This is a genomic window from Microvirga sp. M2 (genome assembly GCF_047497095.1).
GTDB lineage: Bacteria > Pseudomonadota > Alphaproteobacteria > Rhizobiales > Beijerinckiaceae > Microvirga.
Genome location: NZ_CP134064.1, coordinates 1,811,235 through 1,826,524, shown reverse-complemented (window position 1 = coordinate 1,826,524; position 15,290 = coordinate 1,811,235). Strand labels below are relative to the sequence as shown.

The window sequence follows — 15,290 nt, the reverse complement described above, 5'->3', positions numbered from 1 at the left end:
TCCGATGTCCGCGCCTTCCACTCAAGCCCGGGTCTCCCCGGAGCTGATCGTTCTCGCCGGCTGCCTGATCGCGCTGATCACGTTCGGCCCCCGTGCCTCCGTCGGGCTCTTCCAGATCCCGATGACCACCGAATTCGGCTGGGGGCGCGACACGTTCAGCCTCGCCATCGCCGTGCAGAACCTTCTCTGGGGTGTCGGTCAACCCTTCGCGGGCGCCGTGGCGGACCGTTTCGGGGCGTTCCGGGTGCTGTGCGCCGGAGCCGTGCTCTATGCGCTCGGCCTCGTGGTGATGGCCAATGCCGCGACACCCGGCGTTCTTCACCTCGGCGCGGGCGTTCTCATCGGATTCGGCCTGTCGGGCTGCTCGTTCAATCTCGTTCTCGGCGCCTTCGGCAAGCTCCTGCCGGAAAAGTGGCGTCCCATGGCGTTCGGAGCGGGCACGGCCGCGGGCTCCTTCGGCCAGTTCCTCTTCCCGCCCATCGGCAACGTCCTCATTGATTCGTTCGGCTGGCACCAGGCGCTCGTGATCTTCGCCGGTTCCATCCTGCTGGTCATGCCTCTGGCGCTGGCGCTCGCGACCCGACCGGGCGCGGCGGCTCAGGCCAGCGCCGCCAACGTCCCCAACCAGTCCATCAAGCAGGCGCTGACCGAAGCCTTCCAGCATCGCTCCTACGTGCTTCTGGTTCTCGGCTTCTTCACCTGCGGCTTCCAGCTCGCCTTCATCACCGCGCATCTGCCCGCCTATCTGAGGGATGCCGGGCTCTCGGCCGCCGTCGGTGGCTGGACCCTGGCCGTGATCGGTCTCGCCAATGCGTTCGGCTCGCTCGGCTCGGGCTGGCTGTCCACGCGCATGTCGAAGCGCTGGCTGCTGGCCTGGATCTATTTCGGCCGCTCGCTGGCGATCGCCGCCTTCGTGCTGCTTCCGGCCTCGCCCATGAGCTCGATCGCCTTCGGCATCGCCATCGGCCTTCTGTGGCTCTCAACCGTGCCGCCCACCTCTTCGCTCGTCATGCTGATGTTCGGCACCCGCTACATGGCCATGCTCTACGGCTTCGCCTTCTTCTCGCACCAGGTCGGCGGCTTCCTGGGCGTCTGGCTCGGGGGTGAGCTCTACGAGGTCTACGGCAACTACTCCCTCGTGTGGTGGCTCTCGGTCGCGCTCGGCGTCGCATCGGCCCTGATCAACCTGCCGATCAAGGAGCGCCCGGTCGAGCGCGGGCCGGTGCTTCAGCCTGCCGAGTGAGGCGCGCCTCGTCCGAAGGGATGAGGCCGGAACGCTTGCCCTGACGCAGCCCCGCGCCAACAATCTCGCGGGGAGGATGAACCGCGATGGGAACGTTCAAGGCACTCGTCATCGACAGGACCGATGCCGGTCAGACCGTGAGCTTTCGTGACGTCGACGAGGCGGATCTCATGGACGGCGACGTCACGGTCCGCGTGTCGCATTCCACGCTCAATTACAAGGACGGCCTCGCGCTGACCGGCAAGGCGCCGGTGGTGCGGCGTTTCCCGATGATCCCCGGCGTCGATCTCGCCGGCACCGTCGAGGCGTCGTCCCATCCGGAATTCAAGGCGGGCGATGCGGTGATCCTGAACGGCTGGGGCCTGGGCGAAACGCATCTGGGAGCCTATGCGCAGAAGGTGCGCGTGAAGGGCGACTGGCTGATCCGGCGGCCCGAAGGCCTCACGCCGCATCAGGCCATGGCCATCGGCACGGCGGGATACACCGCCATGCTCTGCCTGATGGCGCTCGAGAAGCACGGGCTTGCCCCCGAGCGCGGCCCCGCCATCGTGACCGGCGCCGTGGGCGGCGTCGGTTCGGTCGCCGTCGCCCTGCTCGCCCGGGCGGGCTGGCACGTGATCGCCGCGACGGGACGGCCCGAGGAGGCCGCTTACCTGAAGGGCCTGGGCGCGGCCGAGATCCTGGAGCGGAGCGAGCTCGCCGGGCCCGTGCGCCCGCTCGGCAAGGAGCGCTGGGCGGCGGGCGTCGACACCGTCGGCTCGACCCCGCTCGCGAACGTGATATCCATGACGAAATACGGCGGCGCCATCGCGGCCTGCGGCCTTGCTGCCGGCATGGATCTGCCCTCGACGGTCGCGCCTTTCATTCTGCGCAACGTGGCGCTGCTCGGCGTCGATTCCGTGATGGCGCCCAAGCCGCTGCGCATCACGGCATGGGACAGGCTGGCGCATGAACTCGACCACGCCAAGCTCGCCGCGATGACGTCCACCATTCCGCTGGACGAGGTGGTCGAGGCGGGCAAGCGGATCGTCGCCGGTCAGGTCAAGGGGCGGGTGGTGGTGGAGATCGGCTAGAGCATCGGACGCAAAAGTGGGAACCGGTTTTGCGTGAAAAGATGCTCAAAAGCATCAACTGACAGCAGCGGATGTGAAAAGTGGCGTCCACTTTTTCGCACGATGCGCTAATCGGCGGGCTTCCTGCCGTGTCCCTCGATCCAGCGCCGCTGCTTCCCGATTTCGGCGGCCATGAAATCCATGAAGGCGCGCACGCGGGCCGATTGGCGAAGATCGGGGTGGGTGAGCAGCCACAGGCCCGCGGAGAAATCCGGGTTCACGTCGGACAGGCGCACGAGGCTGCGCTTCGCATCAGCAATGAAACAGGGAAGGGGCCCGATGCCGATCCCGGCCTCCACGGCCTCCGCGAGGCCCAGGACCGTGTTCACCTTGTAGACGATGTTCTCCGGCTCCACGCGGTCGCGCACGAAGCGGGCTGCTTTAAGGGTCGCGAGATTGTCGCCGAGCGCAACCCACGGCCGGTCATAGAGCGCAGGCGAGTTGAGATCCGCCGGCTTCTGATGTTCCGGAAAGTCTTCCAGACGGCCGTAGATGGCCCAGGCGATGGTCGCGACACGCCGTCCGACGAGGGTTTCCGGCGGATCGTCCGTGGCCCGGATCGCCACGTCCGCATCGCGCTTCGACAAATTGAGGGCCTGGTTGGCGAGCACCACGTCGAGCCGCATCTCGGGGCAGGCTTTCACGAAACGCGAGAAGATGTGCGTGAGCATGTGAACCAGAAGGGTGTCGTTCGTCGTGACCCGTAGTTCCCCTGCCGGCGCGACGGCCTGGCCCGCGAGCTTGCGCGTGAAGGAGGTGACGTTCTCCTCCATCTGCTCGGCGAGCGCCGACATCTCTTCGCCGGCAGGCGTGAGCACATAACCGGTCCTGTGCCGCTCGAAGAGCTTGACGCCGAGATTTTCCTCCATCTGGCCAAGCCTGCGGAAGACCGTCGAATGATTGACGCCCAGACGCTCCGCCGCACCCGCGAGGCCGCTCGCCTCCGCGATGATCTTGACGAGCCTGAAATCGTCCCAGTCGAGCTGATGTTGCTTGGCCATATCAACTTGCACGATTGCAATGGAAACCGTGCATATCTACCACTGGTTTTGCATGTTGGAAAGGTTATCCTTACGTCATCATCCAGCTGCAGAGCGGCCCGGCATCCGGCGCCTGCGCAATCCTCTTTGATAACGGAGATCACATGGCCAAGGTTCTTGTGCTGTATTATTCGTCTTGGGGTCATATCGAGCAGATGGCTTATGCGGCCGCCGAAGGGGCGCGCGAAGCCGGCGCCGAGGTGGTGGTGAAGCGTGTGCCCGAGCTGGTCCCGGCCGAGATCGCTCAGGCCGCCCATTACAAGACCGAGCAGAAGGCCCCCATCGCCACAATCGAGGAGCTGCCGGAATACGACGCGATCATCTTCGGCACGCCGACCCGCTACGGGACCATGACGGCGCAGATGAAGAACTTCCTCGACCAGACCGGCGGACTCTGGGCTCAGGGCAAGCTCATCGGCAAGGTCGGCTCTGTCTTCACCTCGACGGCGACCCAGCATGGCGGTCAGGAGGCCACCATTCTCACCACGCTGCCGGTGCTGATGCACCACGGCATGGTCATCGTCGGTCTGCCTTACAGCTTCGCAGGTCAGTCGGGCGTCGAAGAGGTGAAGGGCGGCTCGCCCTATGGCGCATCGACCATCGCGGCCGCCGACGGCTCCCGTCAGCCGAGCAAGACCGAACTCGACGGCGCCCGCTTCCAGGGCAGGCACGTGGCCGAGATCGCCGCGAAGCTCGCGGCGAAGTAAGCGCCGTCCCGTTCTCACCTACACCGTCGCGGCCATCCACGTCTTGAGGGATACCGCGCGTCCAAGACGTGGATCCCCGGCCCAGGGCCGGGGATGACGAAGAGGAGTGAGATGCGAAGCGGGGTCACCGCTCCGCAGCGGCGCGCCGGAGGCGGTCGTTGATGGCCTCGCCCAGGCCGGTCTCCGGCACGGGCGCGACCGCGATGGTCTCGACGCCCGATGCGTCGAGCCGCCGGAGATATGAGAACAGATGAGCGGCGGCCTCCTTGGGGTCGCCGTTTTCGCTCAAGTTGAGCTGCGCCTTCGCCTGTGCGGAGCCCTGCAGCGGCGCGGCGCCGAACAGCAGGGCGGCCTCGCCGGGCCGGATCTCCGTCGCGTTCAGGCGCACCTGAGCGCGCGGGGCGTAATGCGAGGCGAGCATTCCCGGCGCGACCGGGTTTTTCGCGCCCTCCGAGCCGATTTCGAGGCGGCGCCCCAGGAGGGCTTCGATCGCCTCGCTCGGTACGCCGCCGGGGCGCAGCAGGCGCGGCATGCCGCCGAGGCATGCGACGATGGTCGACTCGACGCCGACATCCGTCGCGCCCCCATCGAGCACCGCATCGATGCGTCCATCGAGGTCTCCGAGAACATGATCGGCATCCGTCGGGCTGACACGGCCCGAGCGGTTGGCCGAAGGGGCCGCGACAGGGCGGCCGGTCGCCTTCAAGAGGGCATGGGCCAGGGGATGAGAGGGCACGCGCAGGCCCACGGAATCGAGGCCGGCGCGGGCGAGATCGGAGACCGTGCAGGTGGAGGCGACGGGCACGACGAGTGTGAGCGGGCCGGGCCAGAAGGCCTCGGCGAGCTTCCGGGCCGTCTCGTCGAAGGCACCTTGAATCCTTGCCGCGTCGAAACTGTCGACATGGGAGATCAGCGGATTGAAGCTCGGACGCTCCTTGGCGGCATAGATGCCGGCTACCGCCTCCGCATTCGTGGCGTCTGCGCCCAGTCCATAGACCGTCTCCGTCGGGAAGGCCACGAGGCCGCCGCGCTTCAGAATGGCTGCCGCCTCCATCAGACCAGCGTCTTCAGCCGCGAGACGTGCCGTCCGTCGCATTGACCCATGATCGTTCACGTCTAAACTACCCTTTGTCCGAGGTGCGGTATATCTTGGGCGGGTTTAATGGCGCGCAGGAACGCGTCAATATGAAAAGCCGTTGCTCGAAAGGAAATGCCATGGCCTACCGTGCGCCCGTGTCGGACATCCTCTTCACCATGCGCTATGTGGCGGGGTTCGACCGCGCGGTTGCCGATGGCCTCTATCCGGACCTTTCCGTCGACCTTGCCCGGACCATCCTGGAGGAGGCCGGGCGCTTCGCCAACGACGTGATCGCGCCGCTCAACCGCGAGGGGGACGAGCACGGCGCGACCCTCAAGGACGGCGCCGTGACCACCGCCCCCGGCTGGAAGGAGGCCTACCGGGCCTGGACCGAGGCCGGGTGGAACGCGCTTCCAGGCCCCGCCGAATATGGCGGGCAGGGCCTGCCGACGCTCCTGAACTCGGCCTGCGTGGAGATGTGGAACTCCGCCTCCATGGCCTTCGGCATCGGCCCGGTGCTGACCCATGGCGCGATCGAGGCGATGGCCGTGCATGCCTCCGACGCCTTGAAGAGCCGCTATCTCGAAAAGCTCGTCTCGGGCGAATGGACGGCGACGATGAATCTCACGGAGCCGCAGGCAGGGTCAGACCTGGCGGCTTTGCGCACCCGCGCCGAGCCCGTCGGCGACGGCACCTACCGGATCACGGGCCAGAAGATCTTCATCACCTATGGCGAGCACGATCTCACCGACAACATCGTCCATCTCGTGCTGGCGCGCCTGCCCGATGCGCCGAAGGGCACGCGCGGCATCTCGCTCTTCCTGGTGCCGAAGATCCTCCCGGACGGCACGCGCAACGATCTGCGCTGCCACAGCCTGGAGCACAAGCTCGGCATTCACGGCTCTCCCACCTGCACGATGATCTTCGGCGACGACGGCGGCGCCGTCGGCTGGCTCGTGGGCGAGGAGAACCGGGGCCTCGCCTGCATGTTCACGATGATGAACAATGCGCGCCTCGCGGTCGGCCTGCAGGGCGTCGCCATTGCCGAGCGCGCCTATCAGCAGGCGCTCGGCTATGCCCACGAGCGGCGCCAGGGCCGCGCCGTCGGCGCCGCGGAGGGCTCGAGCGCCATCGTCGAGCATCCGGACGTGCAGCGCAATCTTCTCACCATGAAGGCGCTCACCGCCGCCGCGCGCGCCATCTGCTACATGACGGCGGAGGCCATCGACCGCGCGCATCTGGAGCGCGATGCGGCCCGCGCCAAGGCGGCGCATGAGCGCGCTTCCCTCCTGACGCCGGTCGCAAAGGCGTTCTCGACCGATATCGGCATGGAGGTCGCGTCGCTCGGCGTGCAGGTCCATGGCGGCATGGGCTTCATCGAGGAGACGGGCGCGGCCCAGCATTACCGGGACGCGCGCATCGCACCGATCTACGAGGGCACCAACGGCATCCAGGCCATCGACCTCGTCACGCGCAAGCTGCCGCTGTCGGGCGGCGACACGGTGCGCGCGCAGATCGCCTCCATGCGGGCCATCGTCATGCGCCTCCTGAAGGAGGGAACGCCTGCTTTCGGGGCGACCGCCTCACGCCTGCGCGATACCGTCGACAGCCTGGACCGCGCCACGAGCCACATGCTCGGGGCAGTCTCCTCCAATGCGCCCGCCGAGGCCCTGGCCGGAGCAGCGCCTTACTTGCGTCTCTTCGGTCTGGCGCAGGGCGGCGCGGCGCTGGCGCAAGGCGCGCTCGCGGCGAAGGCCTTGATGATGGGCGGCGACACGGATCCCGCCCATGCAGGCCGCATCGCGCTCTGCCGCTTCTTCGCGGAGAACCTCGCGGTGGGCGCGAAGGGGCTGGAGGACGCGGTGCTCGGCGGCGCGGGCTTCCTGCAGGACGCCAACCTGGCGCTGGCGGGCTGATCCGATGAACCTCAAGGGAAAGACGCTTTTCATCACCGGGGCCTCCCGCGGCATCGGTCTCGCCATTGGGCTGCGCGCGGCCAGGGACGGTGCGAATGTCGTCATCGCGGCCAAGACCGCGGAGCCGCATCCCAAGCTCCCCGGCACCATCTACACGGCGGCGGAAGAGATCGAGAAGGCGGGCGGCAAGGCGCTGCCGCTCGTCGTCGACGTGCGCGACGAGGCGGCGGTGAGCGGCGCCATCGACAAGGCGGCGGAGACCTTCGGCGGCCTCGATATCGTGGTGAACAACGCCAGCGCCATCAGCCTCACCCCGACTCCGGCGACGGACATGAAGCGGTTCGATCTGATGCACCAGATCAACACGCGCGGCACCTACATGGTCTCGAAATACGCGATCCCGCATCTGGAGAAGGCCCAGAATCCGCACATCCTCATGCTGTCGCCGCCACTCGACATGAAAGAGAAGTGGTTCGCGCCGCATCTGGCCTATTCCCTTGCGAAATACGGAATGAGCCTGTGTGTGCTCGGGCTTTCCGGCGAGCTGCGGGGAAGGGGCATCGCCGTCAATGCGCTCTGGCCGCGCACCACCATCGCGACGAGCGCCGTGAGGAACCTTCTGGGCGGAGACGAGATCGTGCAGGCGAGCCGAACACCGGAGATCCTGGCCGATGCGGCCTATGCCGTCTTCGGGAAACCCGCGCGGAGCTTCTCCGGCCATTTCCTCATCGACGACGTGTTCCTGAGCGGCGAGGGCGTGACGGATTTCGAGAAGTACCGCGTCGATCCCGGCAAGCCGCTGATGCCGGATTTCTTCGTGCCGGACGATACGCCGCCGCTGTCGCGATGAGGCGACGGGAGCGATCCACTTTCCCGCAGGCCCGGACTTGATCCGGGCATCCAGGTCTCTAAACCTGAGGGGCTCCTGAAGGAGATCCAGGAAGCCCCGCAGACCGCGGGACGAGCGGAGGTGAGTATGATCGTGATCCATAGACCGGCTCAGGCAGCGGCTTCCACAGGGGAGTCGCTCGTACGGTCCGTGCTGCCTCCCGGAGAGCCGATCCCGGACGACGCCCTCTGGGTCGATCTGATCGACCCGATACGGGATGAGGATCGGCTCGTCGAACGCCACCTCAATATCGAGATTCCCACCCGCGAGGAGATGGCGGATATCGAGCCGTCCGAGATCCTCTACAGCGAGAACAACGCGCGCTACATGACCGCGCGTGTGCTCTGCAGCTCCGACACGGAGAATCCGAAACTCATCGACGTTTCGTTCATCCTGACCGAGCGGGCGCTCGTGACCGTGCGCTATGGCGAGCCGCGCTCCTTCAGCATGTTCACGACCCGCTCCGGCAAGCCGGGCGGGTGCCGGCATCAGCCGGAGGCTGTTCTCGACGGCCTTATCGAGACCATCATCGACCGTGCCGCCGAAATCCTTGGAGCGATCGGGCAGCGCATCGACCGCCTGTCGCAATCGATCTTCGAGAACGAGAAGAAGGGCACGCGCCGCACCGCGTCGTTCCGGGTTGCCCTCAAATCCATCGGGCGCAAGGCGGACGTGATCTCGAACGTGCGCGAGAGCATGGTCTCGGTCGAGCGCCTGCTGCTCTTCCTGTCGGCCACGATGCCGAGGCCGCAGAAATCGCGCGGCTACCAGGCGGAATGGCGCACCGCCCTGCGCGATGTGCAATCCATCGAGGAGCATGCGACCTTCCTGTCCAACAAGGTCCAGTTCCTGCTCGATGCCACGCTCGGTCTCGTCACCATCGAGCAGAACGACATCATCAAGATCTTCTCGGTCATGTCGGTCATCTTCCTGCCGCCGACCCTGGTATCATCGCTCTATGGCATGAACTTCAAGCTCATGCCGGAGCTCGACTGGAAGTTCGGCTATCCCTGGGCGATCGCCCTCATGATCTTCGCGGCCGTGCTGCCGTATCTCTATTTCCGTTGGAAACGATGGCTTTAAGCGGTGAAGAGAAGCACACCAGCCTCCGCCGCGGCAGCCCCGGAACGACAAGCGGGTGTGTGAGGAGGTAAAGGAGACCAATCATGTGCGGGCGCTATGCGATCACCCTTCCTCCCGAAACCTACCGGGAGTTCTTCGGCTATCCGGAGCAGCCGAACTTTCCTCCGCGCTACAACGTGGCTCCCACACAGCCCGTGCCCATCGTGCTGGAGGATCGCGGTGAGCGGCATTTCATGCTGGTACGCTGGGGCTTCCTGCCGTCCTGGGTCAAGGACCCGAAGGACTTTCCGCTCGTCATCAATGCGCGCGGCGAGACGCTCGAGACGAAGCCGACATTCAAGGCGGCCCTGAAGCGGCGGCGCTGCATCTTCCTGGCCGACGGCTTCTACGAGTGGCAACGCCACGGACGCGAGAAGACGCCGTTCCTGATCCGCCCGCGCTCGCGCAAGCCCATGCCGATGGCGGGTTTGTGGGAAACCTACATGAGTCCGGACGGTGCCGAGATCGATACCGCCGCGATCGTCACCACGGACGCCAACGGCGCGCTCTCCGCCGTGCATGAGCGCATGCCGGTGATCCTCTCGGAGGAGGAGATCGGCGCGTGGCTCGACGTGCGCGACGAGCGCGCCGATGTCATGCGTCTCGTGCGACCGTGCCCCGACGATTGGCTCGAGGTTGTTCCGGTCTCGAGCCGGGTGAACAAGGTCGAGAATGACGACCCTGGCCTGATGGAGCCCCTGGCCGAGCCGGAAACCGCACCGGTGCGCAAGAGCAAGCCAAAGGCGAAGCAACCGCTTTCCAGCGACGAGGACGGGCAGGGGAGCCTGTTTTAGCTCCTCTTTCCGTCATGCCCGCCGGCGGCCCGTTTGGTCGTTCGCCGGAGCCAGTCCAGACGTGTCCCGGCCGGCTTTCGCCGTTTCAAGAGGAGCGCTCCTCCACTGGATCATCGCAGGGGCCAGCAACTTTGTGACAACGCCGACCCCGGAGCCGACAATCAGCCCTACCGCGACGATGCACAGCAGCTGACGCCAATGGCGTGCCTCATTGAACACGGTTCTCATCGTTGCCCCCTCTCAACCTGCAAGGGTTCCCTTCTCTGTTCGACTCGGACATAGCACTTCTCGATCCCCCGTGGCGAGACATCAATGCCGCAGCCGAGGCCGTCAGGGTTTTATCTCGTCCCGTGTCCGACCTGGCCGCGGGCGATAGCGCGGCAGAGACCAGTCCCAGCGGAGCGCCGCTGCCCGGATCACGAACGCGGTCAGGAATCCGCTGGTCAGTGCGAACTCGCGCGTGGTCCCCGCCAGCGCCAAGGCAATGAAGATCGCCGCTCCGGCCAGGGCTGCGGATGCATAGATCTCGCGGCTGAGAATGACCGGGCTTTCGCCTCCGAGGACATCCCTGACGACACCCCCGAAGGTCGCCGTGATCACGCCCATCGCGACGGCCACGATGGGGCCGGCCTCGGCGAGCAGCGCCTTCTCGGCGCCGGTCACCGCGAACAGAGCCATGCCGATGGCGTCGAACCAGAGGAGAAGCTTGAGCCGGGACTGCGGAATGTGGGCAAGAAAGAACGCCGCGCACGAAACCAGCACGCAGGTCACCAGATAGGCCGGCTCCTTGACCCAGAAGACCGGAAGCGCGTTGATGAGCGTGTCGCGGATCGTCCCCCCGCCGATCCCGGTCGCCGTGCCGAGCAGCACGAAGCCAACCAGGTCCATTTGCTTGCGTGAGGCGACCAGGGCCCCCGTGGTTGCAAACACGATGACCCCGAACCAGTCGAGCAGGGCGGCAAAGGTATCGAACATCTCTCTCGTTTCCATCAGCGCATCGTGCGGAAAGGCGGACGCGGCTTTTCGCAGCAAACGATGCGCTGTTCTATAGTGGGAGCATCGAATTGATCCCAAAAGTGCAAATCCACTTTTGGGTCCGATGCTCTAGAAGGGGCGGGTCATCGGGCGATGACCGTCTCGGGACGGATCCCCAGCAATGGCAGGATCTCGCCCATGACCTGCCGTGTCACCGGTACGGCGTTCCACCCGGACGTTCGGAAGCCGAAGGTTTCCGGCAGGCCGCGCGGCTCGTCCAGGATCGTCAGGAACAGGTAGCGCGGTGCGTCGATGGGGGCGACGCCGACGAAGAAGGTCATGACCTTATCCTTGGAATAGGTCCCGCGGACAACCTTTTCGGAGGTTCCCGTCTTGCCGCCGATCCGGATCGGGTCGAGGGCGGCACGGCGGGCCGATCCCTGTTCGACGTTCAGGCGCATCAGATCCCGGATGGCTTCGGCGGTTGCGGGCTTGATGACGTTCCTGGCGCGAAGGCGGGCCTCAAGGCCGCCATCCGCGAGGAAGGTAGGGGTGATCAGATCTCCGCCGTTGACAAGGGCGGCCACAGCCATGGCGCTCTGGAGCGGAGTCACCGCGATGCCGTGCCCGAACGCGACGGTCGCGGTCGTGACGTCGCTCCATCGCGACGGCACGATGGGCGCAGAGCTCTCGGCGAGTTCCGTCCGGACCTTGTCGAACTGTCCCAGCGTCATCAGGAACGACCGGAGCCTCTCCGCACCGATGGTCAGCGCCATGCGGCCCATGGCGATGTTCGATGAGTAAATGAAGCTCTCGGGCAGTGTCAGGATCCGTTTCTTCCCGCGGAAATCATCGATGGCAGCGCCGCCGATGGCGAGCGGCCGGCTGACGTCGAAGGTGGAGCCGAGCGTGAACAGCCCGGTCTCCAGGGCCAGTGCGGTCGTCAGAGCCTTGTAGATCGACCCCATCTCGTAGCGGCCGACCTGCATCCGGTTGATGCGGTCGGGATGCAGCGCCAGACCGGGCTCGTTCGGATCGAAGTCGGGCAGGGACACAAGGGCGATCACCTCTCCGTTCGTGACGTCGAGGACGAGGCCGGCGGCGGCAATGGCTCCGTATGTTTCCACAGCGCGGCGCAGGTGCTCGGCGTAGAGATGCTGGATCCGGAGGTCGATGCTGAGGCGCACGGGCTGCGCGTCGAGATCCGCCTGCGCCCGGGCGGATGCCGGTTCATGCATCGCCGTCGTGGCATCGATCCATTTCTCGATGCCCGCAAGGCCCCGGTTGTCGATATCGACCGCCCCAAGGACATGCGCGGCCGCCGCCCCGTTGGGATAGACCCGCGTCGGCTCGTGCCGGAGGTGGATGCCTGCAAGCCCGAGGGACCAGACGCGGTCGGCCATCGAGGGCGGAATCGACCGTTTGATCCAGGCAAAGCCCGAACCCGACGTGAATTTCCGGCGGAGGTCGCGCGGATCGAGATCGTCGAACACCTCGACCAATCCCTCGACCGCCTCATCCACATCGATAATCCGCCGAGGCTCCGCGTAGACCGAGAAGGCCTTCAGCTCCTTGGCGAGCAGGACGCCGTTCCGGTCGACGATGTCGGGCCGTGTCCGCTGAACCAGATCCGGAGAGGCCGCGCGGGGCTCGGCAGGGGCTAGGCCGAACGCGACGAGCCTTACCGCAAGCGCGGCGAACAGGCCGACGAACCCGAGGGCGGCCAGCCGGATGCGGGCAGGCGTACGCTCGAATGCGAGTGTGAACAGAGGTTGTGCCATCGCGTCGCCCCGTCTCAGCGGAAATGGATGGGGCGAGGGGGCGCGTAAGCCTCCCGTGCCGGGAGATCGGCCGGGTCCCGGTCGGCGACCGGTGGAGGTTCCGCAGTCGGAGGCTCGGTGCCGGGCTTGAACGCCTCCAGGATCGCCCCCCTGTCGGGAATGCTGCGTTTGCCGGTGAAGGGATCGACAGGAATCAGCTTGATGCCGGGCGGAACCCGGAAGGCGGCTTGCGGCCTGTCCGCCAGCGCGCGATTCAGGAAAGCACGGGCGATGGGCGCGGCATGTGCTGCTCCGTAGGCGGACTTGCCCAGAGAGCGCGGACGGTCGTAGCCGAGGTACACGCCGACTGCCAGATCCGGCGTGGATCCGACGAACCACAGATCCTTGGCATCGTTCGTCGTGCCGGTCTTGCCGGCAAGGGGCCGGCCAAATCCTGAGAACACCCGCGGCAGCGTGCGCTCGACGACCCCCTCCAGCAGAGAGGTCACCTGATAGGCGGTCAACGGATCGACGATCTGCTCCGCCCTATCCGACAGCCTGGGGACGTCCTGGTTGCGCCAGGAGGAAGCGGAACAGGCCGGGCATCGCCGCCGGTCGTGCCGGAAGATCGTCTTTCCGCGCCGGTCCTGGATGTGATCGATCAGGGTCGGCCGGATGTAGCGGCCGCCGTTGACGAACATTGCATAGGCGGTGGTCATGCGCAGCACCGTCGTCTCGCCGGCTCCGAGCGCCATCGCGAGCAGCGGCGGCAGGTCGTCCTGGACACCCAGGCGCCGCGCATAGTCGGCAACGAGCGGCATCCCGACGTCGCGGGCGATCCGGACGGTCATCACGTTCTTGGACCGCTCCAGCCCCGATCGAAGTGTGGATGGTCCGTCGTAGCGGCCGTTGTGGTTGCTCGGGGACCAGGGCGTCTGTCCGGGCCCTTGGGGGATGGACAGCGGGGCGTCGAGAATCAGGCTGGAGGGCGTGTAGCCGCTGTCCAGCGCGGCCGCATAGACGATCGCCTTGAAGGTCGAGCCGGGCTGGCGCCAGGCCTGCGTGACCCGGTTGAACTCGTTCTGGCTGAACGAGAAGCCTCCGACCATCGCGCGGATCCGGCCGGTGTCCGGCTCCAGCGCGACCAGGGCTCCGGAGATTTCGGGGATCTGCCGCAGCCGGTATTCGCCGGATGCCTTGCCGATCTGCTCGACATGAACGACGTCGCCGACCCGCAGGACGTCGTTCACGCGGGTCCGGCGCGTCCACCGGATGCCCTGTGCCGTGATCCGCCCCGTTCGGCGGGCCGCTTCGACCCCGCCGCCGGAGTCCCGATCCGGCCGCAGGCCGATGCGGGCACCCTTGGCGTCGACCGCGAGCACGACGGCCTGCCGCCAGGGATGGATGTCCTCGAACGCGGGCAGTTGGGCGAGCCGCACGCCCCAGTCGCCATCGACGGCGGCGAGGCGCGTCTCGGCTCCGCGCCAGCCCCGGGTCTCGTCGAACCGGGTCAGACCGTCGACGAGGCTCTTGCGGGCTGCGGCCTGCATCTTGGGATCGAGCGTCGTGCGAACCGAAAGGCCGCCCTCATAGAGCGTCGCCTCGCCGTAGCGGTTGGCGAGTTCGCGCCGGACCTCCTCGGCAAAGTAACCTGCCTGCGGCTCGTGCGGCGAGACCGGACGCAGATTGACGACGAGCGCTTTCGCCATCGACTCGGCGGCCTCATGGGCCTCGATGGAGCCGTTGGCGGCCATCCGCTTCAGGACCCAGTTGCGGCGAGCCACCGCCGCCTCGGGGTGACGGAAGGGGTGATAGTTGTTCGGCCCCTTGGGCAGAGCGGCGAGATAGGCGGCTTCGGCGAGGCTCAGCTCATGCACGGATTTGTCGAAGTAGCCCAACGCGGCCGCCGCGATGCCGTAATGGCCCATGCCGAAGTAGATTTCGTTGAGATAGAGTTCGAGGATGCGGTTCTTGCCGAACGTTTCCTCGATCCTGAAGGCGAGGAGAATCTCCTTGATCTTGCGGATGTAGGTCTGTTCGCGCGAGAGGAGCAGGTTCTTGGCGACCTGCTGGGTGATCGTCGAGGCGCCCTGCAAGCGGTCCGCATCGCTGGCAAGATTGGCCAGCACGGCGCGGCCGATGCCCCTGGGATCGATGCCGTTATGGTCGTAGAAATTCTGGTCCTCGGCAGCCAGGAAAGCGGCCGCGATCCGTTTCGGCACCATCGAGAGGGGAAGATACAACCGGTTCTCGCGCGCATATTCCGCAATGATGCGCCCATCGGCGGCATGCAGCCGCGTCGTCATCGCGGGCTCGTAGCGCGCGAGCTCTGCGTGATCGGGCAGATCGGTGGAGACATGCCAGAGCAGAACTCCGACGGCCAGCGAGCCGCTGACCAGAACAAGGGAAGCCAAGGCCGTTGCAAAGCCGAAGAAGCGGAGAACGAAGCGCATCGCGAGCATCCGAAATTCATGCGGGTGGGTGCGCCGACGCGACGGCACCCGTTCGCTGGCGGTGAATGACAAAGGGATCGTTGCGCCGCATGCGATCATGCGGCGGCCCACTCGAAGGGACAGCCGTCCTCGTTCCCGCGTCACGCGAGGCGCGTCGGGAAGCCCGTGGCTAGGCGTTCAGGGACGAGACGTGGCGTGTCG

At 66.4% G+C, this 15,290-nt stretch carries 12 protein-coding genes; 7 read left to right on the top strand and 5 right to left on the bottom strand.

The window, feature by feature from the left end; genetic code table 11:
• Nucleotides 1–4: 4 nt before the first annotated feature.
• Both RE429_RS28015 and RE429_RS28010 read left to right on the top strand, forming a co-directional pair.
• On the top strand, nt 5–1,243 hold the full coding sequence (locus RE429_RS28015; RefSeq protein ID WP_414474983.1) for an MFS transporter: 1,239 nt from the start codon (nt 5–7) through the stop codon (nt 1,241–1,243).
• A gap of 86 nt (nt 1,244–1,329) precedes the next feature.
• Nucleotides 1,330–2,316, top strand: a complete 987-nt coding sequence (locus RE429_RS28010; protein ID WP_414474982.1) for an MDR family oxidoreductase — start codon at nt 1,330–1,332, stop codon at nt 2,314–2,316.
• Between the two features lie 107 nt (nt 2,317–2,423).
• On the opposite strand, the gene RE429_RS28005 is transcribed toward RE429_RS28010, so the two are convergent.
• Entirely contained in the window at nt 2,424–3,356 is a 933-nt protein-coding gene (locus RE429_RS28005; protein ID WP_414474981.1) for a LysR family transcriptional regulator, read from the bottom strand.
• Nucleotides 3,357–3,499: 143 nt separating this feature from the next.
• On the opposite strand from RE429_RS28005, the gene wrbA reads away from it, so the two are divergent.
• The gene (gene wrbA, locus RE429_RS28000) at nt 3,500–4,102 is read left to right on the top strand and encodes an NAD(P)H:quinone oxidoreductase (RefSeq protein ID WP_414474980.1); all 603 of its coding nucleotides are present in this window, start codon (nt 3,500–3,502) and stop codon (nt 4,100–4,102) included.
• Between the two features lie 124 nt (nt 4,103–4,226).
• Here the strand turns inward: wrbA and RE429_RS27995 are convergent, their stop codons facing one another.
• On the bottom strand, nt 4,227–5,198 hold the full coding sequence (locus RE429_RS27995) for an L-threonylcarbamoyladenylate synthase (protein ID WP_414474979.1): 972 nt from the start codon (nt 5,196–5,198) through the stop codon (nt 4,227–4,229).
• A gap of 119 nt (nt 5,199–5,317) precedes the next feature.
• On the opposite strand from RE429_RS27995, the gene RE429_RS27990 reads away from it, so the two are divergent.
• From RE429_RS27990 to RE429_RS27975, 4 genes are all read left to right on the top strand, one after another.
• On the top strand, nt 5,318–7,096 hold the full coding sequence (locus tag RE429_RS27990) for an acyl-CoA dehydrogenase (protein WP_414474978.1): 1,779 nt from the start codon (nt 5,318–5,320) through the stop codon (nt 7,094–7,096).
• A 4-nt stretch (nt 7,097–7,100) separates the two neighbouring features.
• A complete protein-coding gene (locus RE429_RS27985; protein WP_414474977.1) occupies nt 7,101–7,946 on the top strand; it encodes an SDR family oxidoreductase in 846 nt (281 codons plus the stop codon).
• A 126-nt stretch (nt 7,947–8,072) separates the two neighbouring features.
• Nucleotides 8,073–9,068 (top strand): magnesium transporter CorA family protein, encoded by a 996-nt coding sequence (locus RE429_RS27980; RefSeq protein WP_414474976.1) that lies wholly within the window; start codon nt 8,073–8,075, stop codon nt 9,066–9,068.
• A gap of 83 nt (nt 9,069–9,151) precedes the next feature.
• Nucleotides 9,152–9,901 (top strand): SOS response-associated peptidase, encoded by a 750-nt coding sequence (locus tag RE429_RS27975; RefSeq protein WP_414474975.1) that lies wholly within the window; start codon nt 9,152–9,154, stop codon nt 9,899–9,901.
• 330 nt (nt 9,902–10,231) lie between these two features.
• Here RE429_RS27975 and RE429_RS27970 read toward each other — a convergent pair whose 3' ends face one another.
• From RE429_RS27970 to RE429_RS27960, 3 genes are all read right to left on the bottom strand, one after another.
• A complete protein-coding gene (locus RE429_RS27970) occupies nt 10,232–10,876 on the bottom strand; it encodes a trimeric intracellular cation channel family protein (protein WP_414474974.1) in 645 nt (214 codons plus the stop codon).
• Between the two features lie 143 nt (nt 10,877–11,019).
• Nucleotides 11,020–12,657 (bottom strand): peptidoglycan D,D-transpeptidase FtsI family protein, encoded by a 1,638-nt coding sequence (locus tag RE429_RS27965; RefSeq protein ID WP_414474973.1) that lies wholly within the window; start codon nt 12,655–12,657, stop codon nt 11,020–11,022.
• Between the two features lie 14 nt (nt 12,658–12,671).
• Nucleotides 12,672–15,089: a penicillin-binding protein 1A gene (locus tag RE429_RS27960; RefSeq protein WP_414474972.1), complete on the bottom strand. Its 2,418-nt coding sequence runs from the start codon at nt 15,087–15,089 to the stop codon at nt 12,672–12,674.
• Between the last annotated feature and the right edge of the window lie 201 nt (nt 15,090–15,290).